Here is a 26019-nt window from a genome sequence, read left to right on the forward strand (position 1 = left end):
CTTGCACATCGTGACGCCGCCCGCTAGCGTTTCGACAACCGTTAACGGTAAACGACACGATGAGGTGACTTACACATGACCCCTCCTGAGGTCCTCTCGGCGATCATCACGCCGTTCCTTCCAGACGGCGAGCTCGACCTCGCCGGCCTCACCCACAACCTGCGGCGCATAGAACCCCTTGTCGACGGCGTGTTCGCCGCCGGAACGACGGGCGAGTTCCTCGCCCTGTCGCAGGGCGAGCACGAGCAGGTGATCACCACGGCGCTCGACGTCTTCGGCCCGGCCCGAGTGGTCGTGCACGTCGGCGCGGCCAGCACGCGCGACGCCGTCGCGCTCGCCCGGCAGTCCAGCCAGCTCGGCGCCATCCGGTTCGCCGCCATCACGCCCTACTACCTGAAGGCGAGCAGCGCGGGCATCCTGCGCCACTGGTCGGCCATCAACGAGGCGTGCGACGGCGAGTTCTACGGCTACGTCTTCCCTGACGTCGCGGTCACCGACCTCCTGCCCGAGCAACTGCCCGAGGTCCTCGCCTCCGGCATCACGGGCATCAAGGTCTCGGCGACGGCTTCCACGCGCGTCGTCGAGTATCTCGCCAACGCTCCCGAGGGCTTCAAGCTCTGGTCGGGCAACGACGCCGATGTCCCCAACGTCATGGCCGCCGGCGGCACCGGCACCGTCTCCGGCGTCAGCTGCGCCGTCCCCCTGCCTTGGGCGGCGCTGCGCGACGCCATGGCCGCGGGCGACCAGGAAGCCGCCGAAAAGGCCCAGGCCATCATCGCGCGGGTCGTTCCCGTGCTCGGCCCCAGCATCGCGAACCTCAAGGTCGCCCTCGACAAGCAAGGATTTACCGGCGGCGCCTGCCGCATGGTGATCGACTCCCCCACCCCAGAGACCCTCACCCAGATCGACGAAGTCGTCGCCCTGGCCAACTAATCCGAAGAAGGAGAAACCCACCATGAAGCGTCGAGCTCTCATTATCGCCACGGCGGCTGCCGTCGCCCTCGGCTCTGCCGCCTGTACCACCCGCAACGAAGGCGGCGGCAACGCCGGCGGCGGTGCCGAGTTCCCCACCAAGGACATCACGCTGATCGTGCAGGCCGCGGCCGGCGGCGGCTCGGATCTGTCGTCCCGCGCGCTCGCCACCGCGATGGAGCCCATCATCGGCAAGTCCATCATCGTCGAGAACCGCCCCGGCGCCTCCGGCTCCACCGCGATGCTGCACGTGAAGGAGCAGAAGCCGGACGGCTACACCATCGGCTTCGGCCCGGTGGAGATCGCCATGCTCGGCAGCATGAACTACGACATCAAGCCGGCCGATTTCGACATGCTCGGCCAGATCATGCTCGGACCCGGCGTCCTCTCGGTACCCGCCAACAGCCCGTACAACACGCTGGAGGAGTTCGTCGCAGCCGCGAAGGACAAGGAGATGACGGTCTCCAACTCGGGCGCGGGCTCCATCTGGGAGATGCTCGGAAAGAGCCTCGCCACCGAGACCGGCGCCAAGATCAAGCCGGTTCCGTTCGACGGCGGCGCCCCCGCCGTCGCGGCCGTGCTCGGCGACCCGCCGCAGGTCGACGCTGCGGCGTCGGGCGTCAACGAGGTCAAGCAGAACCTCGCCGACGGCAAGCTCAAGGTGCTGGCCATCTTCCACTCCGAGCGTCACCCCGAGCTCCCCGACGTGCCCACCGCCAAGGAGCAGGGCGTCGACATCGAGATCGGCGGCTGGGGCGGCATCTACGCCCCCAAGGGCCTGCCGGAGGACGTCCACAAGAAGCTCGAGGAGAGCATCGCCAAGGCCGTGGAGGCCGACTCGTACAAGCAGGTCATCACCTCCAGCGGCAACCTCGTGGTCTACAAGAACTCGGCAGACTTCACCGCGTTCGCCGAGGCCGAGGCCAAGCGCTTCGCTGAGCTGATCGGCAGCTAGTCGATGACCGACGACATCCTCGCTGAGGAGGTGACCACGCCCGAGTCTCCGATCATGGAGAAGCTCACAGCGGCGGTGGTCACCGTCTTCGGTCTCGCCATGCTCGTTGCGGCGCGCGGCATCGTGCTCCGCAACGAGCCGGGCGGCGTTGATCCGCGGTGGTGGCCCACCGTGATCGCGGTCGGCATCATCGCGTGCGGCCTGTGGATGACGTTCAACGCCTTCCGCGGCGTCGCCATCGAGCGTACGGTCGACGAATCGAGCGGCCAAGGCTGGATCCAGGTGGGCATCACCGTCGGTGCCCTCGCCGTCGTCCTCGTGCTGTGGCACTTCGGCGTCGGCTTCCTCGTGCTCGGTCCCGCCTACCTCATCGCCACGAACTGGGTGTACGGGCTCCGTCGCTGGACGACGCTCCTGTTGTTCCCGGCGATCATCGCGGGGCTCCTCTACCTGGTGTTCATGCTCCTGTTGAAGGTTCCGCTGTGAACGGGCTCGCGGAAGGCCTCGCTGCCGTCTTCGAGCCGACGGCGCTCCTGTGCTTCGCGATCGGGCTGGGCCTCGGCATGCTCGTCGGCGTGTTCCCGGGCATCACGATCTCGATGGCCGTCGCGCTGGCCACCTCGTTCACACTCACGCTCGAGCCCGCCCAGGGCCTCGCCATGCTGCTGGCCATCTACGTGGCCGCGCAGTACGGCGACCGCATCCCGTCGATCCTCGTGAACACGCCCGGCACGCCTGCCGCCGTCGCAACGACACTCGACGGGTACCCGATGGCCCGCAAGGGCCAGGCAGGCCTCGCCCTGTCGATCTCGGCGATCGCGACGACCGTCGGCATCATGATGTCGATGCTGGTGCTGATCTTCCTGGCGCAGCCCATCGCGGCCTTCGCCCTGAAGTTCGGGCCGTTCGAGATGTTCGCGCTGGTGGTCTTCGGCCTCACCGTCATCATCTCGATCGCGTCGAACTCGCTCGCAAAGGGCATCTTCGCCGGCTTCTTCGGCATCGCGCTCGGCATCATCGGGCTCGACCCGATCACGGGTGATCAGCGGTTCGCGTTCGGCATCAACGAGTTGAGCGGCGGGCTGCACTTCATCGCGCTGATCATCGGCCTGTTCGGCATCACCGAGGTGCTCGACCAGATCCTGACCCATTCGGAGAAGAAGAGCCACACCATCACGTCGCTCGGTCGTTGGTGGCCGAACAAGTCGGAGCTGAAGCGCGTGGCGAAGCCGATGGCCCAGTCCGGTGCGCTGGGCGTCGTCATCGGCGTGGTTCCCGCGGCTGGAGGCGACATCGCCGGCCTCGTCGGATGGAACCGCGCCAAGGCGATCTCGAAGCACCCGGAGGAGTTCGGCAAGGGCTCCATCGAGGGTCTCGTCGGCTCCGACACGGCATCCAGCTCGACGCTGGGTGGCGCGGTCACCACCACACTCGCCCTGGGCATCCCGGGCGACTCGGTGATGGCGATCATGCTCGGCTCGATGATCATCTGGGGCATCCAGCCCGGACCTTCGCTGTTCGAGCGGCGGCCGGACATCATCGTCACGATCGTGGCGATCATGCTGATGGCGACCATCGGCTCGACCATCATCAGCCTGATCCGCACCAAGGGCATGACGAAGCTGCTGGACCTCAAGCCACAGCTGCTCTGGGGCGTCATCCTCGTGTTCTGTGTTGTCGGCACGTACGCCACCACCAACAACGTGCTGACCGTCGTGCAGATGCTCTGCTTCGGTGTCCTCGGCCTTGCGCTGCGCCGCGCCGGTATCCCGGCGGGCCCGATCGTGCTCGGTTTCCTGCTCGGCCCGCTTGCGGAGTCGAACCTGCGCCGCGCGCTGCTCATCGGACACCCCATCGAGCTGCTGACCCGCCCGATCTCGCTGATTCTGCTGCTCCTCGCAGCCGCATCGCTGCTCTGGCCGGTCATCAAGAGATCCATCGATCGCCGGAAGGCCGCAAAGGAGGTCACCTCAGCGTGACACGACGTCTGTTCCCCGCTTCCCCCGGGGTCCAGGTCCACGCCAGCACCCTGCTCCCCCTCCCGGGGCGCGGGGTGTTGGTGTCCTGGTTCGCCGGGCCGCACGAAGGCCATCCCGACACGGCCATCCGGGTGCTGCGTCGCGCCGATGGCCAGGACATCATCGTCGACCTCTTCCCAGGCGACGCCCAGCCCCACTGGAACCCCGTCCTCACCTGGGGACCGGACGGCGCCGTGTGGCTGTTCTTCAAGCGCGGCCACCGCATCGACGAGTGGACCACCTGGGTCGCCGTCTCGCCCGACGAAGGCCGCACCTGGCGCGAGCCGTTCGAGTTGGTGCCCGGCGACCGCTCCGGGGGCCGCGGCCCGGTTCGGCAGGCTCCGGTCCATGTCGGCTCCACGTGGCTCGCCGCGGGATCCGTCGAGGAGTGGACGACCCCGCGGTGGGACTGCTTCGTCGATCTCTCCACCGACGACGGCGACAGCTGGCGGCAGGTACGCATTCCGCTCGACCACGCGGCGACGGAGGGTGCCGGCTGCATCCAGCCCTGGGTAGTGCCCGGCACGGAGACCGCGCTCGTCATGCTGGCGCGCAGCACCGCGGGAGCCGTCTTCCGTTCCGTCACCGACGACCCCGCCGTCTGGCCGGAGCTGCGCCCGACGGCCCTGCCGAACAACAACAGCGGCATCGCGGTCGTCGACCTTCCCGGCGGGGCGTTGGCCTGCGTCCACAACGACGCAGCCGGTGACTGGGGCGCCCGCTCCCGGCTCGTCGTGTCGCGCTCCGACGACGACGGCCTGACCTGGCGCCAGGTCGCGGTCCTCGAAAACGGCACCCCCGGCGGGGCCGACGGCGCGCCCACCGCAGCCGGCGCGACCGGCATCGTGACCACCGGCGACGGCGAGTACTCCTACCCGTCGGCAGTCCTCGTCGACGACGAACTGTGGATCACGTACTCGTGGCAGCGCCGCTCCATCGCGCTGGCGCGGCTGCCGATTGACGAACTGGGCTGAGTCAGCCCGCGTTGACCGACAGCCAGGCGATGTCCACCGGGTCGGGACGCGTCGTCAGCTGACACAGGAGACGGGCCTCCGCGGAGCGCGCGTACGCGGCGACGTGGAGGCCCTCTTCGCGCTCCCCCAGCACCGCGGCGAGCAGTTTGGCCACCGCGACGTCGCGGCCGCGCTCGGGGCGGCCGTCCGTGTGTGGGCGTCCGTAGCTGAGGCGGGCGACCGCGTCGACCCCAGCAGTGATGAGGTCGCCGACGGGCCAGCCACCGGCCAGCACCTCGGGCGCGAGCCCATGCAGCGCGAGCAGGATCGCGTCGTCCGGGCGTCCCCCTGCCAGCACTTCGGCCGCGGCCTCGTCGAGCCGCGGGGCGGGCAGGCCGAGCATCACGGCCAGCTGCGCGGCAGACACCGACCACGCCGTCGGGCTCTCCGCGTGGGTGCCGAGCACCCAGTCGACGCGGTCGAGGAGTTCCTCCCGGAGCGGCCCGTCCAACAGATGGCGGGTCGCGACGTAGGCCCAGACATCCGACGAGCCCGAGGTGGCCGCCAGGGCCTCGCGCAACTCCTCGATCCGCCTGTATCCGCCGATCTCCACCCGGGTGGCGCCCGAGGCGTTCCACACGACGACGTGGCCAAGGCCCTCGGGCGGGGGCACCTCGAACTCGCCGTCGTCGTCGAGGAGGTTGCGTTCTTCGCCCTCGACGGTGACCGTCCCGTCGGGCGCGACCACCTGGATGTAGTCCCCGATCGGCACGTAGCGCACCAACGGCAGCCACGACTGCTCGCCGGGTGCGTCCAACAGACCGCCGGGGTAGGCCTCGTAGGTCCACGCGGCGCTGACAACCTGCCGCGGCGCGAGTGTGACCTCCTCGCCCAACGGGTGGCTGAGCACCGGCCCCTCGCCGGGAGCGGACAGTCCGCGCCGCTGGGTAAGCACGCCCGGGCCATCCGCCGACGGGAGGAGGATCTCGGCGGAGGCACCGGCGTGCCAGCTGATGGGCTCGCGCTCCCCCTCGACATGGAGGACGGGGCCGGGCACGGTCAGCACGTCGTCGACCACCGACTCCAGGACGATGTCGAGCCGCAGTCGCCGCCCGCCACTGACCCGGACGTGCGCCAGGACTCCTGCCTCGTGCTCGACGACGGAGCCGACAGACTCCTCGAGAGGGCGCTGCGTCAGCCACTCGTCGCCGAACCCCACCGAGAGCAGCCGAAGCCTGCCCTCGCCGCGGAGCGCGAACGCGCCGTCGTCGAAGCCGGACTCGAACGCCTCGGAGACGAGGCCCACCACCTCGACCGACACGCCTAGTCCTCGCTGACCATGCCGTCTTGCGGATGCGACTCCGGCACGATCGCCTGGACGACCGAGCCGTCCTCCCGCTGGTCGCCGACGATGGGATGGCTCCCCGTCAGCGACGCCCGTCGCGGCCCCTGATCGGCTAGGGGGACGACGGTGGGTTCGCCGGGGCCGACGACGTACGGCGCGTCACGGACTGACAGCTCAACCGGCCCGTCGGTCTCGACGGTGAACGTCACCGAGCCGGGCTCGATGTGCACGCGCAGCCGCGACTCCCGGATCTGCAGCGGGAACGTCAGGTGCGACCAGCCCTGCGGCAGACGCGGGTCGAACGCGATCCGGCCGTGGTGGTCGCGGAGCCCGCCGAAGCCGTGGACCAACGCGTTCCACACGCCTCCAGTGGAGGCGATGTGTACGCCGTCGCGGGCGTTGGAGTGCAGGTCCGCCAGGTCGACGTAGAGGCCGGTCAGGAAGTACTGCATTGCCATGTCCTGATAGCCCACCTCGGCCGCGATCACCGACTGCACGACGCCCGAAAGCGTCGAGTCGCCGGTGGTGATCGGGTCGTAGTACTCGAAGTCGGCACGCTTCTCATCAGGCGTGAACTGGTCTCCCTGCAGGAAGAGGGCCAGCACGACGTCGGCCTGCTTCAGCACCTGGAACCGGTAGATGACAAGCGGGTGGTAGTTCAGCAGGAGGGGCCGCTTGTCTTCGGGCGTGTTCTCGAGATCCCACAGTTCCGAGGTCAGGAACTTCTCGTCCTGCGGGTGGATGCCGAAGGTCTCGTCGAAGAGGACCACCATGCCGTCTGCACACGCGTCCCACTCGGCGACCTCTTCGTCGCTGACCTGGAGGTCCAGGGCGAGCTGGGCGTAGGCCGCAGGGTCGGCGTCGCGCATCTCGCGCACGAGCGCTGCGGCACTGCGGAGGTTCGCCCGCGCCATCACATTGGTGAACATGTTGTTGTTCACGACGGCGGTGTACTCGTCGGGTCCTGTGACGCCGTGGATGTGGAAGGCGCGGGTGCCCCCTGCCCCGATCCGCCAGAACCCGAGGTCGGCCCACAGGCGGGCCGTCTCCACGAGGACGGCGGCACCGTCACGGTACATGAAGGCGGTGTCGCCGGTGAGGTCGCGGTACTTGGCGAAGGCGAAGGCCACATCGGCGTCGATGTGATACTGCGCGGTGCCCGCCGCGTAGTAGGCGGAGGCCTCCTCGCCGTTGATGGTGCGCCACGGGAACAGCGCCCCGCGCTGGGACATGACGGTGGCCCGCTCCCTCGCCTGCGGGAGCAGGTTCACGCGGAACCGCAGGGCGTTGCGCGCCACGCGCGGGGACGTGTAGATGAGGAAGGGGACGAGGTAGACCTCGGTGTCCCAGAAGTAGTGCCCCTCGTAGCCGGAGCCGGTCACGCCCTTGGCGGGTATGCCCATCCCGTCGCTGCGGGCCGCAGCCTGGGCGAGTTGGAAGAGACACCAGCGGACGGCTTGCTGGATGGCGGGCTGGCCGCCGATCTCGACGTCGGCGTTCAGCCAGAAGTCGTCCAGCCACTCGCGCTGCCGCGCGTAGTAGTGGTCGAAGCCCCACTCGGCGACCCGGTCGAGGGTGCGGCGGCAGCGGTCGTTCAGCTCGTTCGCGGGCACGCCGCGCGAGGTGTGGTAGACCACCGCCTTCCGCACGACGATCGGCACGCCCTGGCGGGCCTCGATGCGGTACGCCAGCTTGCCGATGTCGTCCTCGGTTGAGGTGACGGACTCGTAGGGGTTGGCCGTCTCGATGGAGTGGTCGGCGCCGACGCCGATCGTCATTCCCGAGCGCGCCACCTGGTAGCACATGACCATGCGGGCGTCGTCGTGCCAGTTGAGTTGCGGGAGCAGGACGCGCTCGCCGAGCGCGGCGGCGCGGCGTGGATCCCAGCCCTCGGCGCCGGTGTTCGGGCGTCGGTAGTCGGTAAAGCCGTCCTGGCGGTTGACGACCTGCGAGTTGACGACGACGGGCGCGTCACCCTCCAGCAGCGTGATCTCCAGCTCCATCAACGCCAGGTGGCGGTCGGTGAAGCTCACCATGCGCGAGCTGCGGATCTGCACGCGCTTGCCCGCCGGGGTACGCCAGATGAGCGAGCGGGTGAGTCTGCCTTCGCGGAAGTCGAGGGCGCGCTCGTACGCGTCGAGGTCGGCCATCGAGAGGATCAGCGGCTCGTCGTCGACGTAGACCTTCATCAGCTTCGCGTCGGGGACGTTGACGATGGTCTGACCGGTGTGGGCGAACCCGAAGGCCTCCTCGGCGTGCTTGATGGGCCACGTCTCGTGAAAACCGTTGATGAACGTGCCGTGCGCGTAGCTGGTGCGCCCCTCCTCCGGGTTGCCGCGCATGCCGAGGTAGCCGTTGCCGACGGCGAACAGCGTCTCGGTGGTGCCGACGTCGCTCTCGCGGTAGTCGGCTTCGACGAACCGCCACGGATCGACGGGGAAGCGGCGGCGATCCAGCGGATCGGCGGCGATCTCGCGGATCATCGGGTCAGCTCCTCGAGGTCGGCGATCACCAGGTCGGCCCCGGCGGCGGCGAGTTCGTCCTCGCCGACGCCGCGGTCGACCCCGACGACGAGGCCGAAGCCGCCCGCGGCTCCCGCCGCGACGCCGGAGACGGCGTCCTCGACGACGACGGCATCGGAAGGGTCGACGCCGAACAGCGCCGCGCCCCGCAGGAACGTGTCGGGCGCCGGCTTGCCGGGCAGCCCCTCGGCGGCAGCGACGTTGCCGTCGACGACCACCGGGAAGTAGTCGGCGAGGTCCGCGGCCTCCAGCACGGCGGGCGCGTTCTTCGAAGAAGACACCACCGCCATCGGCACCGCCGCCGCGGCCAGCTGCTCCACGAGCAGCAACGATCCCGGATAGGGCTCGATCCCGTCGCGCGCGATCACCTCGTTGAACACCGCGTTCTTGCGGTTGCCCAGCGCGCACACGGTGACCTCCCCCGGCTCGTCGGCGGGGTCGCCGTCGGGCAGGACGATGCCGCGTGAGGCAAGGAAGTCGCGCACCCCGTCGTAACGGGGCTTGCCGTCGACGAAGCGGTAGTAGTCGTCGTCCGTGTAGGGCTCCTGCCCCGGGACCCCCGTGAGGTAGCCGTTGAACAACTCGCTCCACGCGCGCATGTGCACGTCCGCGGTTGGCGTCAGCACACCGTCGAGATCGAAAAGGACGGCACCGTACTCGGTCAATGTCATGGACGAAGAGCCTAATGCCCTCAGCCCAGACTCGCCCGAAGAACGGACAGCGCGCCCGCCGTGTCTGCGACGCCGTGCCGGATTTGGCCTGGGCGGGCGGGGGCGAGGTCGTCGACGGAGATCGGGGAGATCGCGATGCCGAGGCCAGCCTGGGAGATCATACCCAGGTCGTTCTCGCCGTCGCCGATCGCGATCACCTCGTCCCACCCGATGCCGAGCCTTTCGACCAGCACGTCCCCGCCCTTGCCCGCGGCCGACACCTCCGGCACGAGGTCCATGAAGATCTCGCTAGAGGACACGGCGGCGACGCCGGGCAGAGCCGCGAGGCTACGCGCGACCGGCTCGTGGGAGGGGTGGCTGCTGAGCAGGAGCAGCTTGCCGACGTCGTCGCGGCTGGTGGCGTCCTCGAGCAGCGCGGTGTCGCCCACGAAGGACTCGTCCCGCTCCACGCGCGGGGTGCGCTCCCGCGCGAGCCAGTCGCGCTCCGTGTGGGCCCACACCTCGATGCCCGCGGCCTCCGCCGTCGCCACGATCTCACCCACCTGAGCAGCTCCGAGAGACCGGTGCGCGAGGACCGTCCATTCGTCGCCGACGCGCTCCCACACCGTCGAGCCGCTGTTGGCTGCCACAAACGCGGCGTGCGGCACGCGGTCGCCCAGCCATGTCATCGACGCCGACGTGCGGCCGGAGCACAGCGCGACGGTAATGCCGCGCGTGCGCAGGAGGTCGAGCAGTTCCGGCGCCCCGGGATTCCAGGACCCCGCGTGCTGCAGGGTGCCGTCGATGTCCAGCATGGCCAACCGGTATTCCATATCGCTCCTCACTTCACGGCCGACAGAACAGTTTGCCGACAACGCGTGCTCCCCGAGAGTAGCCTCGCCGCATGGACATCCTCTTCGACACCGCGAACCTGCGCGACATCGAGCGCCTCACCCCCATCTACCCGGTCACCGGAGTCACCACCAACCCCACCATTCTCAAGGCCGAGGGCAAGGTCGACTTCTACGCGCACTTCCGCCGGATCCGGGAGATCATCGGCACGAAGCGCACGCTCCACGTCCAGGTCCTCGCCAAGGACGCACAGGGAATGATCGACGACGCACACCGCCTCCTGGACAAGATCGACGCGCAGGTCTATCCAAAGATCCCGCTGACGGAGGAGGGGCTCAAGGCCATGCGCATCCTCAAGGAAGAGGGGGTCAAGGTCACCGCGACGGCGATCTATTCCAAGACCCAGGGCTTCCTCGCCATCGCCTCCGGCGTCGACTACCTCGCCCCGTACTACAACCGGATGCAGGCCCTCGACATCGACACCCGCGGCACGCTCGAAGCACTCTCTGGATTCATCACGCGCTTCAACGCACCGAGCAAGATCATGGCCGCCAGCTTCAAGAACATCTCCCAGGTCTCGCACGCACTCGAGTCCGGCGCGGATGCCGTGACCCTTTCGCCGAAGCTGTTCCGCCAGGCTCTCTCCGCGCCGGACATCGCCCACGCCGTCGACGACTTCATCGCCGACTGGGAGTCCGTCTACGGCACGACGACCCTTCCCTGAGCCGCAGAAAGTGACTCTCTCGTCGGCGCCGCGGTCTTGCGTCGCTGGCAGCGCGGGCACCAGTACATGGTGCGCCCCTCAAGCATCGTTGTCCGGATTTCGGTGCCGCAGACGAGACAGGGCTGGCCGGTGCGCCTGTAGACGTAGACCTCGCCGCCGTGGCGGTCCACCCGCGGCGGGCGCCCCTGGATCTCGGGCGAATGGTCGTCATCGACCGTGTCGATGCGGCCGCGCTCGACAGCGGTCTCCATCAGGCCCACGAGGTCGTCCCACAGGATGTCCCATGATTTCCTGGACAGCTCCCGGCCGGGGACGGTGGGGTCGAGGCGGTGCCGGAAGAGCACCTCAGCGCGGAAGATGTTGCCTATGCCTGCGGCGATCCGCTGGTCCATCAGCAGCGCGGCGATCGACTTCCCGCTCCTCCGCAGCCGTTCGTACCCAACACCCGGATCGGCGTCGGCACGCAGCGGGTCCGGTCCGCTGGCCGCGACGACGGCATCGCGCTCCGCCGGCGTGATGATGCGGCACCACTGCGGGCCGCGCAGGTCGGCGGCGGTCACGCCGTCGGTCACACGGAGCCGCACCTGCCCGACCGGCGGCCCGAAGGGTTCGAACCGGAGCTTCCCGATCAGCCCGAGGTGAATGTGAACCGTCTCGCCCGTCGCGAAGTCGAGGAAAAGATGCTTGCCCACGGCGTCCCCGCGTTCCAGCACCGCGCCATCGAGATCCGCGACGTCGAACCGTCCCTGCGGCGACGACACGGAGACGGGTCTACCGCCGAACGTGGCAGTGAACTCGTCGGCAAGGCGGTGGATGACGTGACCCTCGGGCATGGGAGCCACCCTAGTGCCGCGTGTCGCAAGTAGCTTGCGGCTTCTGGCGCCCCAGCGGCGGCCCGTCGCGCCTGCCCGCGTCCTGATCCGCACCTTCAGGCGCGGCGGACCACTAGGCTGGGACCATGGCGGAGGAGCAGCAGCGGGAGTTCGGGCGCGACGGCGTGTCGGGCCTCGTCAACCGCGACCGTGCCCTCCGCGCCAAGCTCCTCCCCCGGCGTCAGCCCGCCGACGGGCCGTTGGCAAGCAGTTCGACGAAGCCGGCCTCGTCGAGCACGGGGAGGCCGAGCTGCTCCGCCTTGGCCGCCTTGGACCCCGCATTGGCGCCGATGACGACATAGTCCGTGTTCTTGCTGACCGATCCCGCGGCCTTCCCGCCGCGGGAGATGATGGCCTCCTTCGCACCGTCGCGGGTGAACCCTTCCAGCGAACCGGTGACGACGACCGTCAGCCCCTCCAGCGTGCGCGGCGTCGACTCGTCGACATCGTCCGCCATGCGCACGCCCGCCGCGGCCCAGGCCTCGACGATGTCGCGGTGCCAGTCGACCTCGAACCAGGCCTTCACGGACTCCGCGATCACGCCGCCGACGCCGTCGGCGAAGGCAAGCTCCTCGACCGTGGCGGCACGGATGGCCTCCATGGAGCCGAACCGCGCCGCGAGCGAGCGCGCCGCGGTGGGGCCGACGTGGCGGATCGACAGCGCGACGAGCACGCGCCACAGCGGCTGCTCCTTCACCGTCTCCAGGTTTGCGAGGAGCTTGAGGCCGACGGTCGACAGCACGCGCCCGTCGCGTACGCCCTTGCCGTCGGCCAGCTCGGCGGGCTTCGCGGCGCGCGTGTAGAGCTCGGTGCGGCGCAGGTCGTCGGCGGTGAGGGAGAAGAGGCCGCCCTCGTCGGTGAGGATGCCGGAGTCGAGCAGCGCGCCCGCTCCCTCCCAGCCGAGCGCCTCGATGTCGAGGGCGCCGCGCCCTGCGAGGCCGAACAGCCGCTCCCGCAGCTGGCTGGGGCAGGAGCGGGCGTTCGGGCAGCGAATGTCCTTGTCGGCCTCCTTCTCCGGTCGAAGCTCGGTGCCACAGGATGGGCAGTGTGTCGGCATGACGAAGGCCCGCTCCGTGCCGTCGCGCAGCGCGACGACGGGGGCGACGATCTCCGGGATGACGTCTCCTGCCTTCCGCAGGACGACCGTGTCGCCGATCAGCACGCCCTTGCGCTCCACCTCGAACGCGTTGTGCAGCGTCGCCATCTCGACGGTCGAGCCGCTGACGAACACCGGCTGCATCACGCCGAACGGCGTCACGCGCCCCGTCCGGCCGACGTTGACCTGGATGTCGAGGAGCTTGGTGTTGACCTCCTCCGGCGGGTACTTGTACGCGATCGCCCAGCGCGGCGCGCGCGACGTCGACCCGAGGCGGTCCTGCTCCGCGATGGCATCCACTTTGACCACGATGCCGTCGATCTCGTGGCTGAGGTCGTGGCGGTGCTCGCCGTAGTAGGCCACGAACTCCGCGACCTCCGCGGGGGACCGGACCACGCGCGCCGTCTCCGGAACCGGGAGACCCCACTCGCCCAGGTGCTGGTACGCCTCGGACTGCGACGCGAACGTCGCGCCCTCGACCTCGCCGACGCCATGCACCAGCATCCGCAAGGGCCGCGACGCGGTGACCTCCGGATTCTTCTGCCGCAGTGACCCCGCCGCCGAGTTACGTGGGTTGGCGAACGGGGCCTTGCCCTCGGCGACCAGCCGTTCGTTCAGCTGCTCGAACCCGGCGACGGGGAAGAACACCTCCCCGCGCACCTCCAGCACCGACGGCGCACCCGCGGGAAGCCGACGCGGCACGCCCGTCACCCGCTCCACGTTCGGGGTGATGTCCTCGCCCACGCGCCCGTCGCCGCGGGTTGACGCCACGGCCAGCCTGCCGTCGAGGTACAGCAGGTTCACGGCCAGGCCGTCGATCTTCAGCTCGCATAGGTACCGCTCCGACGGCGTGCGCGTCAGCCACCCCTCGAGTTCCTCGTCGCTGAACACGTTGTCAAGGCTGAGCATCCGGCGGCGGTGCGTGACCGGTGCGAAGTCGGTGATGCGCGCGGCGCCCACGCGCTGGGTGACCGAGTCCGGCGTCACGAGCGACGGGTATGCGGCCTCGAGGGCCTCCAACTCCCTCATCCGTTCGTCGTACTCCGCGTCGGACAAGACGGGCTGGTCGACCCCGTAGTACGCCTCCTGGGCCTCGGTCAGCGCGGCGTTCAGATCCGTCCACCGGCGCCGCAACTCCGGCGACTCGACGCCCGCCTCTGCCTGGTTCTCCTCGGTCATGAGCGCCATCGTTCCACACCGTTCTGACAGTCCTACTACTGTTCAGTGCTATGGCTACCGCAAACATCACAAGGGAAGAGGCCGCGGCGCGTTCCGAGGTTATCCGCACCGAGGCGTACCGGGTCGTCGTCGACCTGACCGGCTGCGAGGTGACAGATCCCGAGCGCACGTTCGTCTCCACGACCGAGCTGTGGCTGGAGTCCGAGGGCGGCAGCACGCACCTGGACCTCATCGCCGACGACATCCGCGAGGCCACGCTCGACGGCGACCCGTTCGACACCTCCGGCTTCGACGGCTACCGCTTACCGCTGCCCGAGCTCTCCCCCGGGGAGCACGTGATCCGTGTCGTCGCGACCTGCCGCTACTCGCGCACCGGTGAGGGCCTGCACCGCTTCGTCGACCCCGCCGATGGCAAGACCTATTTGTACACCCAGTTCGAGACGGCCGACTCGCGGCGCATGTACGCCGTCGCCGAGCAGCCCGACCAGAAGGCGACCTTTCAGCTGACCGTGCTGGCGCCGTCGCACTGGGAGGTGTTCACCAATGCGCCGAGCGTCGCGCCGACCGACATCGGCGACGGGAACGGCTGCTTCGAGCACGAGGCCACCCCTCGCATCTCGACCTACATCACCGCCCTTGTCGCGGGCGAGTTCCACGTCGTCCGCGGCGAGGTCACTTCCGTCGACGGGCCGGTGCCCGCGTCGGTGGCCTGCCGCCAGTCGCTGGCCCAGTACCTCGACGCCGACCGCATCCTGGAGACCACCGACCGCGGCTTCCAGGTCTTCGAGGCCGCCTTCGGCGTGCCGTACCCGTTCGCCACCTATGACCAGATCTTCGTGCCGGAGTTCAACGCCGGCGCGATGGAGAACGCGGGCTGCGTCACGTTCCGCGACGAGTACCTGTTCCGCTCCCGCGTGACCGCGCGGGAACTGGACGCCCGCGACAACACGATCCTGCACGAACTCGCGCACATGTGGTTCGGCGACCTCGTGACCATGCGCTGGTGGGACGACCTGTGGCTGAACGAGTCGTTCGCCGAGTGGGCCTCCCACTTCGCCAACCACGAGATCGCCCAGCAGTACGGCACCGGCGCGAATCCCTGGGCGTCGTTCAGCAACGAGCGCAAGGCCTGGGCCTACCTGCAGGACCAGCTGTCCACCACGCACCCGATCGCCGCCGACATGTCGGACCTGGAGAAGGTCGAGCAGAACTTCGACGGCATCACCTACGCCAAGGGCGCCTCCGTACTGAAGCTGCTCGTGTCGTTCGTCGGTCGCGACGCGTTCTTCGCCGGCGTGAGCGAGTACTTCGGAAAGCACGCCTGGGGCAACACGCAGTTGAGCGACCTGCTCGTCGAACTGGAGGCCGCCTCCGGGCGCGACCTCAGCTGGTTCTCCTCCGAGTGGCTGGAGACGGCGGGCGTCAACACGCTCACCGCCGACTTCGACGTCGACGATGAGGGCCGCTTCACACGCTTCGCCGTCGTGCAGTCGGCACACCCCGACTGGCCGACGCTGCGCACGCACCGCCTCGGCATCGGCCTCTACGATCTGGCCGAAGACGGCACGCTCGCGCGCCGCGAGCTGGTCGAATCAGACGTCGCCGGCGCGCTCACTGAGATCCCGCAGCTCGTCGGCCAGAAGCGCGGCGACGTCGTGCTCCTGAACGACGGCGACCTCACCTACGCCAAGATCCACCTCGACGCCGACAGCCGCGCCGTGCTCGCCGAGCACTTCGGCGGCCTGGCCGACCCGCTCGCCCGCGCCGTCGCGTGGGCATCGTTCTGGGAGGCCACCCGCGACGCCGAGCTGCCCGCCCAGGAGTTCGTCACCCTTGTGCTGGCCGGGTTGCCGAGCGAGCACGACATGGCCGCGGTCTCGACGCTGCTTGCCCAGGCGTCGAACGCGGCTTTGGCGTTCACCGCGCCCGAGCTTCGCGACGGCTTGAACACCCGCCTGGTGGCAGGCCTCGCCCGCCTGCTCAAGCAGGCCGAACCCGGCTCCGACAAGCAGGTCCTCGTCGCCAAGGCCCTGATCTCCGCCGTTCGCGCGGGCGAGGGCGCCACGCTCATCGCCGGGTGGCTCGACGGCGAGGAGGTCCCCGCAGGGCTCGCCATCGATACTGGCATGCGGTGGACGATCGTCTCCGCGCTGGCGAAGCTGGGCGTAGTCGGCGAGGACCGGATCGCCGCCGAACTGGAGCGGGACAACACCTCCGCGGGCGCGGAGAGCGCCGCGGGAGCCGCCGCCGCGCTGCCTGACGCCGACGCGAAGGCCGAGGCCTGGGCGCTCGCGACCAGTGACCCGGACGTGCCCAACGAGACGCACCGCGCGATCTGCATGGGGTTCTGGCGCTTCGGCCAGGACGAGGTGCTGGAACCGTACCCGGCCGCGTACCTGGACCTGCTGGGTAAGATCTCGCGCCGCGAGGGCGTCTGGTCCGAGCGCGGCTATGCGATCATCGGTACCGCTCTGCGTTGGCTGTTCCCGACGCCGCTGGTGACCGACTCGCTCGTCGCGACGGTGTCGGCGTGGCTGGCCGGCAACGAACCCTCCGAGCAGGTGCGTCGCTCCGTGACCGAACGTCTCGACGAGGCCCGCCGCGCGCTGCGCGCCCAGGAGCGCAGCCGCGGTTAGCTCAGACGACCCCGACCATCGGCGGGGTCGCGGCGCCGGCGGGACCGCCGCGAGCGACAACGTCGGCCGCGCCTCCGGCGGGGATGCGCGCGAAAAGGAGTTCCTCGTAGTCGCCGGCCTCCCAGAGGACGCCGAAGGCGCCATCCGAGAGTTCGGCGGCAACGGAGTAGGCGCACGGGCCTGCATCCAGCAGCGCCTGTCCCGGCCAGGTTCGACCATCGTCGAAAGACAAGCGAAGGGTCAGCCGTCGGCGTTCGTGTTCGTCGTCGAGCAGCGTCGCGACGGTGAGGTCGCCCCAGGTGGCGAGGCCACCGTTGCAAGCCGGGTCAATCAGCGCATCGTGCGGCACCGGCTCCCCGAAGGTCTCCCCGCCGTCGGTGGAGACGGCCCAGCGCCGACGCGGCCGCGCGCGTGCGTGCAGGAGCACCGAACCGTCCGCCAGCGGGAGGACCTTGTTCTCGTCGCAGTCCGGACCCATGCGCGGGCCTAGCGCCCAGGTGTCGCCACCGTCGTCACTGCGTCCGATGGCCGTGTAGTTCTGGTCGTCGACCCGCAGCACGAAGCCCTGCAGCAGCCGACCGCTCGCCAACGCGCAGCCGTTGCCCGAGGCGGCGAACATGCCGCCGACGTCCGCCGGGCGCAGCGCGGTGAGGTCACGGTGCGTCCACGTCTCGCCGTCGTCCTCGGACGTGGACAGCCACAAGGACAACCCCTCGCGGCCGGGCTCGGCCGAGAAGTAGCTCTCACCGCGGCTGCCGACGCACCAGCAATGCAGCCGCCCCGTCGCCGGATCGGCGATGAGGCTCGCGTCGCCGAAGCCGTGCGCTCCCTCGTGGCGCCGCAGGATCCGCACCGCACCCCAGGTGCGGCCGTCGTCGTCGGAGACGCGGTATGCGATGTCGAACGCGCCGGGAAGGTCCCGCCAGTCCGCACGGACGTCCCAGGCTGCGATGACCCGTCCGGTCGGCGTGACGCACAGCGCCGGGATGCGCGGACACGTGCGCTCGAAGGCAGCGCCCTCGACGACGTCGCCGACCCGGGCCAGCGAGAAGATCTCCACGTCAGGCCCCCGCGACGGCATCGGCGAACCAGGATGTGATGGTGCTCGGGTGTGTGATGGCCGTTCCGACGACCACGGCCCAGGCTCCGCGGCGGATGGCCTCGGCCGCGTCGGCCGGCGAATGCACGCGGCCCTCGACGAAGACCGGCGCGGGCAGCAGGGCGGCCTCATCGACGAACTCCCAGTCGGGGCCAGCGGTCTTCGGACGCTCGCCCGAATAGCCGGCGAGCGTGGTGCCAATCACGTCGGCGCCCGCCTCGAGCGCGGCGACGGCGTCGCCGATCGACCCGCAATCGGCCATGACGACCACATCGGGATAGGACGCGCGCAGGCCTTCGATCGTCTCGGCCAGCGTCCGGCCGTCCGGGCGGGGACGGCGCGTGCCGTCGAGCGCGACGATCTCGCAGCCCGTCTCCGCGACGGCGAGGCAGGACTCAAGCGTCGGCGTGATGTAGACCCCCTCGGCTCCCTCCTTCACCAGGCCGATGATCGGCACGTCCACCGCGGCCCGCATGGCGCGCAGGTCGTCGAGGCCCTTGCCGCGGATGGCCGCGGCGCCTCCCGCGACGGCGGCCTGGGCCACCTGGGCCATAGTTCGGGGGTCGAGCATCGGCTCGCCGGGGTAGGCCTGGCAGGAGACGATCAGTCGCCCGCGGAGCGCGGTCAGGATGTCGGTCATAGCGTTCTCCAAGCTATCGGACGGAAATGGCGCGGGGACTATCGGGTGGGAACGGAGACGCCGTCGAAGACGGCCTTCGCGGCGCCGAAGAGGGCGGCGCGTGGCCCCAATTCAGCGGGCAGCAGGGGGATGTCGGCGACGAGGTCTACCAGCGTCGCGCGGCAGGCGGCCTGCAGCGGGGTCCACCAAGCGGGCCCCGCTTGGGCGACGCCGCCGCCCAGCACGACGCAGGCGGGATCGAGCAGCGTGACCATGCCTGCGATCGCGGTGCCCAGCCCTGTTGCGGCGGCCGCGACGACGAACGCGGCGGTCGCGTCGCCCGCCTCCGCGCGCGCCGTGATCTCCGGCCCGGGCAGCACCTCCTCCGCGAGCTCGGCGTAGCGGCGCTCGATCGCCGGGCCTGCCGCAAGCGCCTCCAGGTGCCCGAGGCGGCCGCAGGGGCAGCGGAAGTCCTCGGCACCCGGCGTCGGGACGTGGCCGACCTCACCGGCCAGCCGGTGGGCGCCGGTCCAGAGCCCACCGGGCAGGATCACTCCCCCGCCGACCCCGGTGCCGACGGCGACCATCAACATCGAGCCGCGGCCGCGCCCCGCGCCAAGCCAGGACTCGCCGAGGGCGTGGGCGTCGGCGTCGTTGCGGACCTCGACCACGGTGTCCCCGCTGAGGCCGAGCCGGCCGCGCACGCCGTCGGCCAGGTTCGTGCCGACCCAGCGGGCGAACACGTCGGTCGCCGACACGATGGTCGCGGTCTCGGGGTCAACGACGCCGGCGGTGCCGACGCCGACGCCCACGACATGGTCGTCCCACAGCCGTGCGACGAGTCCGGTGACCGTGTCGAGCACGGCCTCGGGGCCGTCGGCTGCCGGGGTCGGCGCGACCAGCACCTCGCCGATCCCACCGTCTGCCGACACGCGGGCGGCGGCGGTCTTGCTCCCGCCGAGGTCGACCGCGACGGCCGCCGTCATACCAGCAGCCCCACCTTGACCAGGATCTCGCGGATGGCGGCCACGTCGGCGCCGCTCAGGCCCTCGAGAGGGGCGGGCATGGTGGCGGAGTCGACGATGCCGAGCAGCGCCATCGCCGCCTTGAAGGCGCCGATGCCGCCGGCGTCGCCCGAGCGACCCTGCGGCACGAACGCGATCTCGAACAGCTCCGTCAAGCGGTTCTGCTCGGTGCGGGCTGCCGCCCAATCGCCAGCCTGCGCCGCGTCCCACAGGCGGCGGTAGCCGGCCGGATCGACGTTGGCGAGGCCGGGAACCGCGCCGTCGGCGCCGAGCAGCAGCATCCCGTCGACCATCACCTCGTGACCCGTCAGCAGCTCGAGCGGGTGACCGGCCTCGGCGTTGGCCATGACGAGGCGACGGAAGGCGACGTCGTCGCCGGACGAGTCCTTGACGCCGGCGATCACGCCGTCGCGGCCGAGGTTGATCAGCAGGTTCAGCCCCAGCTTTGTGTGAACGCGCACCGGCACGTCGTAGGCGAAGACCGGGATGTCGACGGCGCTCGACACCATGCGCAAGTGCCGGTCGATCTCCGCCTGGTCGTTGAGCGCGTACAGCGGCGCGGTGACGACGACGGCGTCGGCGCCCATGTCCTGGGCCCGGCGAGCGTGCGCGGCCATGCGGCGCGCGGTGAAATCGGGCGTGCCGACCTGCACCGGCACGCGGCTGGCCACCGTGGCGATGACGCGGCGTACGACGTCGTCGCGCTCCTCGTCCGTCAGATAGGCGACCTGTCCGGACGAGCCGAGGATGAACAGGCCGTGCACACCGCCGGCGATGAGATGCTCGACGACACGGTCGAGGCTGTCGAGGTCGAGCGACCCGTCGGCGTGGAACGGGGTGACGACGGGGGGAACGAGTCCCCGGATGGCGGTCATTGCGTGAGACTTCCTATCACTGTTCGAGGAGGGAGGGGACGGCGCTGAGGAGGTCCCTCGTGTAGTCGTTGGAGGGGTTGGCGAACACCTGGTCCGCCGGTCCGGTCTCGACGACCTGGCCGGCGAGCATCACCGCCATCCGGTCCGAGATGAACCGCACGGTGTTGATGTCGTGGCTGATGAACACAAGGCCGAGACCGAGCTCGTCCTTCAGGTCGGTCAGGAGGTTGAGCACCTGGGCCCGGACCGACACGTCGAGCGCGGAGGTGGGCTCGTCGGCGATGATCACGTCCGGTCCCAGCGCGAGCGCGCGGGCGATCGCCACGCGCTGGCGCTGGCCGCCGGAGATCTGCCGCGGGAGCACGTCGAGCGCCGACTGCGGCAGGCCCACGAGGCTGAGCAACTCCTTGACCCTCGCCTCCCGCGCGGCCGGCGTGCCGATGCCGTGCACCCGGAACGGGTCGAGCAGCGTGTCCCGTACCGCCATGCGGGGATTGAGCGCGGTCGCCGGGTCCTGGAACACGACGGAGACCGCCCGCCCCAGCTCACGGCGGCCCGCCGCGTTCAGCTTCATGGGCGCCCCGTTGTGCCGGACCTCGCCGCTGGTGACGGGCTGAAGGCCCACCATGACGCGGGCGAGCGTCGACTTGCCGCATCCCGACTCTCCCACCAGCCCGAGCGTCTCGCCCTTGCTCACGGAGATATTCACGCCGTTGACCGCGTGTACGCGGTCGGGGCGGAACAGCTTCCCTGTGCGCGCCTTGTGGACGACGTGCACGTCTCTGAGTTCGATCACGGGTTCGGTCATCTATCGGCCCTCCTTCGCGAGCACGGCGGCCAGCTCGTCGGTGCGAGCGAAAAGGTGGTCGGTGCCGTCGACCCGACGCAGCGTCGGTTTCGCGTCGAGCCCGGCCGTCGGGTGCGAGGAGCGGGGCGCGAACCGGTCCCCCGCCACGAACTCGCGCGGCGAGGGCACCGTTCCCGGCACCTGATGCAGCCGCCCGTGACCCTCCTCGATGGAGAGCACGGCGCCCAGCAGGCCTCGCGTGTACTCGTGCACCGGGTTGGTCAGCAGCTCGGCCGTTGCCGCCTGCTCCACAACCTGGCCCGCGTACATGACGGTGATCCGGTGGGCCACCTTCGCGACCAGCGCGAGGTCGTGCGAGACGAAGACCATCGCGAAGCCCAGCTTCTCGCGCAGCTCGTTCAGCAGGTCGACGACCTGCGCCTGCACGGTGACGTCGAGCGCGGTGGTCGGCTCGTCGGCGATCACCAGGCGCGGGTTGCGGGTGAGCGCCATGGCGATCAGTACCCGCTGGCGCTGCCCGCCGGAGAGCTCGTGCGGGTACGACTTCAGCGTGCGGACCGGGTCGAGGCCCACCAGTTCCAGCAGCTCCTCCGCGGAGCGCTGTCCGCCACGCTTGGTCAGCTGAGCCATCTGCGAGCGGATCAGCATCGACGGGTTGAGCGAGCTGAGCGCGTCCTGGTAGACCATGCTCATCTCGTGCCCGCGGAGCGCGTTGCGCTGCTTCGGGCCCATGGTCAGCAGCTCCTGGCCTGCGAACCGGATGGAGCCCTCGAACCGGGCCGTGTCGGGCAGCAGGCCCATGATCGCCATCGAGGTGATCGACTTGCCGCAGCCCGACTCGCCGACCAGTCCCATCGTCTCGCCCGGGCGGACGGAGAAGGAGACGTTGTCGACGATCCGCACGTCGCCGTGCGCGCCGGGGAACGAGATGCTCAGGTTCTCGACCTCGAGCAGCGGGGCCGCGCCGGGGTCGGCAAGGATCAGGCGGTCGTCGCGGGCGAGCTCCGCCCTCTCCAGGGCGGTGAGCCGCTGGGCGAGAGATGCGCCCTGGGCGGCGTACGAGTCCGCGATGGCGGCGGCGCCACGCTCGGCCTCGGCCACGTCGACGACGGTGGCCCTGCTGCGGATGCGGGGCGAGGCCAAGGCGTCGGTCAGGCCCTCGGACAGCACGTTCAGGCTGAGCGTGGTGATCAGGATGAAGAGGCCGGGGAAGAACGTCACCCACCAGTGGCCCGAAAGCAGCAAGGCCTTGCCCTCGCTCAGCATGTTGCCCCACGTCGGCGTATTGACCGACGTGATGCCGGTGCCGATGAATGACAGCGAGGCCTCGAAGACGATCGCGTCGGCCACCAGCACGGTGGCGAACACCATGATCGGCGCGAGGCAGTTGCGCGCCACGTGACGGATCAGGATCCAGGTGGTGCTCGCGCCCATCACCTTCGACGCGGCCACGTAGTCCTCGCCGAACTGCGCGAGCACGTTGGCCCTCACCACGCGGGTGAGCTGCGGCACGTAGAGGAAGGCGATCGAGATGATCACCACCGGAAGGATCGGCAGTCGCGACGCCAGCGCCGTCACCATGACCGCCGCCAGCGCGATGCCGGGGAAGCTCATGACGATGTCGAGGACGCGCATGAGCACCTCGGAGACGACCTTGCCGGCCGTCGCAGCGACCGATCCCAGCACGGCGGCCGCGACGAGCGCGAGGCCGGTGGCAGCGAGGCCGACGATCAGCGAGACGCGCGCGCCGAAGACGATGCGGGAGAAGACATCGCGGCCCGGCTCGTCGGTCCCGAACCAGAACGAGCCGTTCGGCGGGATGGAACTGTCGGCCACCACCGTCGTGCCGACGCCCTCGATGGTGATCTCCTGCTTTGTCATCATGTCCGGCGGGACGAGGCCTGCGGCGTCGGGCGAGTAGGGCGCGACGAGCGGGGCGAAGATCGCCAGCAGGACCATCAGGAACAGCACACCGAGCGCGATGCGCGAGCCCATCGGCATGGCCTTCAGGCCCTGGAAGCGCAGCCCTGGCTGCGCCAGCTTCTTGCGAGATTCTGCAGCAAGCATCAGATGCTCCTGATCCGTGGGTTGACCATGACGTAGAGCAGGTCGACGATCACGTTGACGACGATGAACGCGATCGCGACGGTGATCGTCACGCCCTGGACGATGTTGATGTCGTTGCGGGTGATGCCCTGGAAGATCAGCTGGCCCATGCCCTGGATGTTGAAGATCATCTCGATGACGACGGCGCCGCCCATCAGGTAGCCGACGCGGAGGCCCAGCACGGTCAGCGGCGTGATCAGCGCGTTGCGCAGCACGTTGCGGCCGACGACGACCCCGCGCGGGATGCCCGCGCCGATGGCGGTGCGCACGTAGTCGCGGTCGAGCTCCTCGACCATCGCCGTGCGAACGACGCGGGTCAGCGATCCCGCCACGGGAACGGCAAGGGCGAAGGCAGGCAGGAAGATCTGGATCCACCAGCCGCCCGGGTTGTCACCGAAGCGCACCCACTGCGTGATGACGGCGGGGAAGGTATGCGTGCCTCCCGGGACGTTGCCGAAGGCCTGGATCAGCAGGAGCGCGAGCCAGAACGACGGCGTCGCCAGCGAGGCGATCGAGATCAGGCGGATCACCTGGTCGGGCCAGCGGTCGCGGTACAGCGCGGCAAGGATGCCCATCACCAGCGCGAGGATCACGGCGAACACGAGGCCGACAAACGTGATCTGCAGCGTGATGGGGAAGTTCTTGGCCACCATCTGGGAGATCGGCACGCCCGTGAAGGACTGACCGAGGTCGCCCTGCAGGAGGCCCGCGATGTAGCGGCCGTAGCGCACGAGCAGTGGATCGTTGAGGCCGTGGGCCTCGCGGTAGGCCTCCAGCGCGGCGGCGGAGGCGCTCTCGCCCAAGGCGAGACGGGCGGGGTCTGCGGTGGACCAGGACATCACGATGAAGACAAGCAGCGTGACGCCGAGCACCATGATCGGCAGCGCGACAATGCGCCGGCCGAGCAGTCGAAGAAGATTGGCCATAAGGGAGCTCCTCTCCGGGACGACGGGGCCGGTCCTCGCTCGTGCGAGTCGCCGACCCCGTCGGCCGCGGATGGACTACTTCGTGGAGGAGACGTCCAGGAACGACAGTCCGGTCACCGGGATCGGCTTGAAGTCCACGAGGGTCTCGGGGTCGAACGCCGTCGGCGACTTGCGGTGGAACACCGGGTACAGCGGGACGGCGTCGCTGACGACGTCGAAGATCTCATGCCAGAGGCCCAGCTGCTCGTCGCCCGTGGCCGCGGCGGCCTTGTCGAGGAGCTCCTGGACCTGCTTGTACGAGTCCTGGCCCTTCCAGTGCATGCGCGAGTCGGTCCAAGTGTCGCCCGCGTACCACCAGCGCAGCAGCAGGTCGGCGTCGTCGCCGAACACCGAGGGATCGCCGGGGGCGACCACGATGTCGAAGGCATCCGGGTTGCCGTCGATGGTGGCGTAGACGTCGGCCGACTTCTTCTCCTCGTAGTCGACGCTCAGGCCCGCGGCCTCCAGCGCCTCCTTGATCATCGGGCGCACGGCGGCGAACCAGCCGTGGTCGGAGGAGAGGAGGCGGACCTTCTTCAGGCCGGTCTCCGCGAGCAGCTCCTTGGCCTTGGCCTGCTGCCCGACATACTGCACCTTCGCGGCCTTGTAGGCGGGGTGCTCCTTCTGCACGAAGCTCGTGGCCGGCGTGGCCAGGTCCGACATGCCCACGGTGCAGATCTTCTCGTAGTCGAGCGCCGACATGATGGCCTGGCGGTTGCGGACGTCGTCCATGGGCGCCGAACCACAGTTGAACATGAAGAAAAGCAGGCCGAAGCCCTGCTGTGCGGCCACCGTCTTGGCCTGGGCGAGCGACGCCAGGTTCGCGGCCGGGACGGAGTCCATGGCCTGCACGGTGCCGGAGCTGAGCGCGTTGGTTCGCGTGGAGTCGTCGGGGATGATCTGCCAGGTCATCGTGGCGGCCTTGGCCGGACGGGTGCCGGTGTAGCCGTCGAACTTCTCGAAGACGACCTGCTGCGAGCTGGCGCCGTTGTCGGTCATCTTGAACGGTCCGGAGCCGACGGGGTTCAGGTCGAACGCCTTCGCATCCGCCTCCACGGCGGCCTTCGGCACGATCTTCACGACGGCGACGCGCTCGGCCACCAGCGAGAAGGGGTACTTGAGGGCGATCGTGACCGTCGCGTCGTCCTTCTTCGTGACGGCATCGACGAAGGGGATGAACGAGGCGTACAGGCTCGCGTTGTCGGGGTTGAGCACGCGCTCGAACGAGAAGACGACGTCGTCGGCGGTTACCTGGGTCCCGTCGTGGAACACGGCGCCGTCGCGGAGGGTGACCTCGTAGGTCTTGTCGTCGATCTGCTTCGGGAGCTCCTTGCCAAGCGCGGCGTAAGTCTCGCGGCTGGCGGGATCGAGCTCGGTGAGGCCCTCGAGCGTGTGCCAGTTGGCCGCGACGGTAAGGGCGGACGTGGTGGTCATGGGGTCGTAGCCGTTGGTCCCCAGCTCGTATGAGATGGGGGCAACGATGTCGCCGGCCCCCGCTTCCCCACCTGGAGCCGCACTCGGGCCCGTAGCGGGCGTCGTCCCCGGAGTCGTCGCTGGCGGCTGCGAGCCGCAGGCCGAGAGGGTCGCGGTAAAGGCGGCGGCAGCACCGAAGGCACCGGTGAGCGTGAACAGCTCGCGCCGCCGTAGGGGGTTCGTCATTGGTCCTCCTAGAGTTCAGACATCTGATGTCTAATCATGTGCCATGATTTCGTCGTCGTCAAGGAGGAGACGCCATCCAGAAGAGGAGG

21 protein-coding genes are annotated in these 26019 nt (G+C 69.7%); 7 read left to right on the forward strand and 14 right to left on the reverse strand.

From position 1 onward, the window contains the following. The first annotated feature begins 75 nt into the window (after window positions 1-75). The 5 genes from IPJ61_RS07340 to IPJ61_RS07360 are packed head-to-tail and all read left to right on the forward strand — an operon-like array spanning window position 76 to window position 4919. Window positions 76-933, forward strand: a complete 858-nt coding sequence (locus IPJ61_RS07340) for a dihydrodipicolinate synthase family protein (protein WP_297104802.1) — start codon at window positions 76-78, stop codon at window positions 931-933. 22 nt (window positions 934-955) lie between these two features. Next, window positions 956-1927: a tripartite tricarboxylate transporter substrate binding protein gene (locus IPJ61_RS07345; RefSeq protein WP_297104805.1), complete on the forward strand. Its 972-nt coding sequence runs from the start codon at window positions 956-958 to the stop codon at window positions 1925-1927. Between the two features lie 3 nt (window positions 1928-1930). Then, the gene (locus IPJ61_RS07350) at window positions 1931-2413 is read left to right on the forward strand and encodes a tripartite tricarboxylate transporter TctB family protein (RefSeq protein ID WP_297104808.1); all 483 of its coding nucleotides are present in this window, start codon (window positions 1931-1933) and stop codon (window positions 2411-2413) included. After that, entirely contained in the window at window positions 2410-3906 is a 1497-nt protein-coding gene (locus IPJ61_RS07355) for a tripartite tricarboxylate transporter permease (RefSeq protein ID WP_297104813.1), read from the forward strand. The genes IPJ61_RS07350 and IPJ61_RS07355 overlap by 4 nt, the downstream gene beginning before the upstream one ends. After that, complete coding sequence (locus IPJ61_RS07360) at window positions 3903-4919, forward strand: exo-alpha-sialidase (RefSeq protein WP_297104816.1); 1017 nt, start codon at window positions 3903-3905, stop codon at window positions 4917-4919. The genes IPJ61_RS07355 and IPJ61_RS07360 overlap by 4 nt, the downstream gene beginning before the upstream one ends. A 1-nt stretch (window position 4920) precedes the next feature. Here the strand turns inward: IPJ61_RS07360 and IPJ61_RS07365 are convergent, their stop codons facing one another. Genes IPJ61_RS07365 through IPJ61_RS07380 form a run of 4 tightly spaced genes read right to left on the reverse strand, consistent with a single transcriptional unit; the run spans window position 4921 to window position 10248 of the window. Continuing rightward, complete coding sequence (locus IPJ61_RS07365) at window positions 4921-6219, reverse strand: hypothetical protein (RefSeq protein ID WP_297104819.1); 1299 nt, start codon at window positions 6217-6219, stop codon at window positions 4921-4923. A 2-nt stretch (window positions 6220-6221) separates the two neighbouring features. Continuing rightward, on the reverse strand, window positions 6222-8723 hold the full coding sequence (locus IPJ61_RS07370; RefSeq protein WP_459251271.1) for a glycoside hydrolase family 65 protein: 2502 nt from the start codon (window positions 8721-8723) through the stop codon (window positions 6222-6224). Continuing rightward, window positions 8723-9436: an HAD family hydrolase gene (locus tag IPJ61_RS07375; RefSeq protein WP_297104825.1), complete on the reverse strand. Its 714-nt coding sequence runs from the start codon at window positions 9434-9436 to the stop codon at window positions 8723-8725. Before IPJ61_RS07375 ends, IPJ61_RS07370 begins: the two co-directional genes overlap by 1 nt. Window positions 9437-9456: 20 nt before the next feature. Further along, the gene (locus IPJ61_RS07380; RefSeq protein ID WP_297104828.1) at window positions 9457-10248 is read right to left on the reverse strand and encodes an HAD-IIB family hydrolase; all 792 of its coding nucleotides are present in this window, start codon (window positions 10246-10248) and stop codon (window positions 9457-9459) included. A 71-nt stretch (window positions 10249-10319) separates the two neighbouring features. Here IPJ61_RS07380 and IPJ61_RS07385 point away from each other — a divergent pair, with 71 nt between their 5' ends. After that, window positions 10320-10991 (forward strand): fructose-6-phosphate aldolase, encoded by a 672-nt coding sequence (locus tag IPJ61_RS07385; RefSeq protein WP_297104831.1) that lies wholly within the window; start codon window positions 10320-10322, stop codon window positions 10989-10991. On the opposite strand, the gene IPJ61_RS07390 is transcribed toward IPJ61_RS07385, so the two are convergent. Together IPJ61_RS07390 and ligA are read right to left on the reverse strand one after the other, a co-directional pair. Next, window positions 10967-11824 carry an Fpg/Nei family DNA glycosylase gene (locus IPJ61_RS07390; RefSeq protein WP_297104835.1) on the reverse strand — a complete coding sequence of 286 codons (858 nt, stop codon included), beginning with the start codon at window positions 11822-11824 and terminating at the stop codon, window positions 10967-10969. The genes IPJ61_RS07385 and IPJ61_RS07390 overlap by 25 nt on opposite strands. 220 nt (window positions 11825-12044) lie before the next feature. Next, window positions 12045-14138: an NAD-dependent DNA ligase LigA gene (gene ligA / locus IPJ61_RS07395; protein WP_297104838.1), complete on the reverse strand. Its 2094-nt coding sequence runs from the start codon at window positions 14136-14138 to the stop codon at window positions 12045-12047. A 50-nt stretch (window positions 14139-14188) separates the two neighbouring features. Between ligA and pepN the strand changes: the two genes are divergently transcribed. Beyond that, window positions 14189-16774: an aminopeptidase N gene (gene pepN, locus IPJ61_RS07400; RefSeq protein ID WP_297104842.1), complete on the forward strand. Its 2586-nt coding sequence runs from the start codon at window positions 14189-14191 to the stop codon at window positions 16772-16774. 1 nt (window position 16775) lies between these two features. Here the strand turns inward: pepN and IPJ61_RS07405 are convergent, their stop codons facing one another. The 8 genes from IPJ61_RS07405 to IPJ61_RS07440 form a co-directional block, all read right to left on the reverse strand. Next, window positions 16776-17855, reverse strand: coding sequence for a sialidase family protein (locus IPJ61_RS07405; RefSeq protein WP_297104845.1), 1080 nt, complete (start codon window positions 17853-17855; stop codon window positions 16776-16778). Beyond that, complete coding sequence (locus IPJ61_RS07410) at window positions 17836-18513, reverse strand: N-acetylmannosamine-6-phosphate 2-epimerase (RefSeq protein WP_297104848.1); 678 nt, start codon at window positions 18511-18513, stop codon at window positions 17836-17838. The genes IPJ61_RS07405 and IPJ61_RS07410 overlap by 20 nt, the downstream gene beginning before the upstream one ends. A gap of 38 nt (window positions 18514-18551) precedes the next feature. Then, complete coding sequence (locus IPJ61_RS07415; RefSeq protein WP_297104852.1) at window positions 18552-19478, reverse strand: ROK family protein; 927 nt, start codon at window positions 19476-19478, stop codon at window positions 18552-18554. Next, window positions 19475-20392: a dihydrodipicolinate synthase family protein gene (locus tag IPJ61_RS07420; protein ID WP_297104855.1), complete on the reverse strand. Its 918-nt coding sequence runs from the start codon at window positions 20390-20392 to the stop codon at window positions 19475-19477. The genes IPJ61_RS07415 and IPJ61_RS07420 overlap by 4 nt, the downstream gene beginning before the upstream one ends. Window positions 20393-20408: 16 nt before the next feature. Then, window positions 20409-21200 carry an ATP-binding cassette domain-containing protein gene (locus tag IPJ61_RS07425; protein ID WP_297104858.1) on the reverse strand — a complete coding sequence of 264 codons (792 nt, stop codon included), beginning with the start codon at window positions 21198-21200 and terminating at the stop codon, window positions 20409-20411. After that, window positions 21201-23267, reverse strand: coding sequence for a dipeptide/oligopeptide/nickel ABC transporter permease/ATP-binding protein (locus tag IPJ61_RS07430; protein WP_297104862.1), 2067 nt, complete (start codon window positions 23265-23267; stop codon window positions 21201-21203). It lies immediately after the preceding gene. Further along, window positions 23267-24232 (reverse strand): ABC transporter permease, encoded by a 966-nt coding sequence (locus tag IPJ61_RS07435; RefSeq protein WP_297104865.1) that lies wholly within the window; start codon window positions 24230-24232, stop codon window positions 23267-23269. Before IPJ61_RS07435 ends, IPJ61_RS07430 begins: the two co-directional genes overlap by 1 nt. Before the next feature lie 75 nt (window positions 24233-24307). Then, entirely contained in the window at window positions 24308-25930 is a 1623-nt protein-coding gene (locus IPJ61_RS07440; protein ID WP_297104868.1) for an ABC transporter substrate-binding protein, read from the reverse strand. Between the last annotated feature and the right edge of the window lie 89 nt (window positions 25931-26019).

Origin of the sequence: Tessaracoccus sp. (assembly GCF_016714275.1) — a bacterium.
Taxonomy (GTDB): domain Bacteria; phylum Actinomycetota; class Actinomycetes; order Propionibacteriales; family Propionibacteriaceae; genus Arachnia.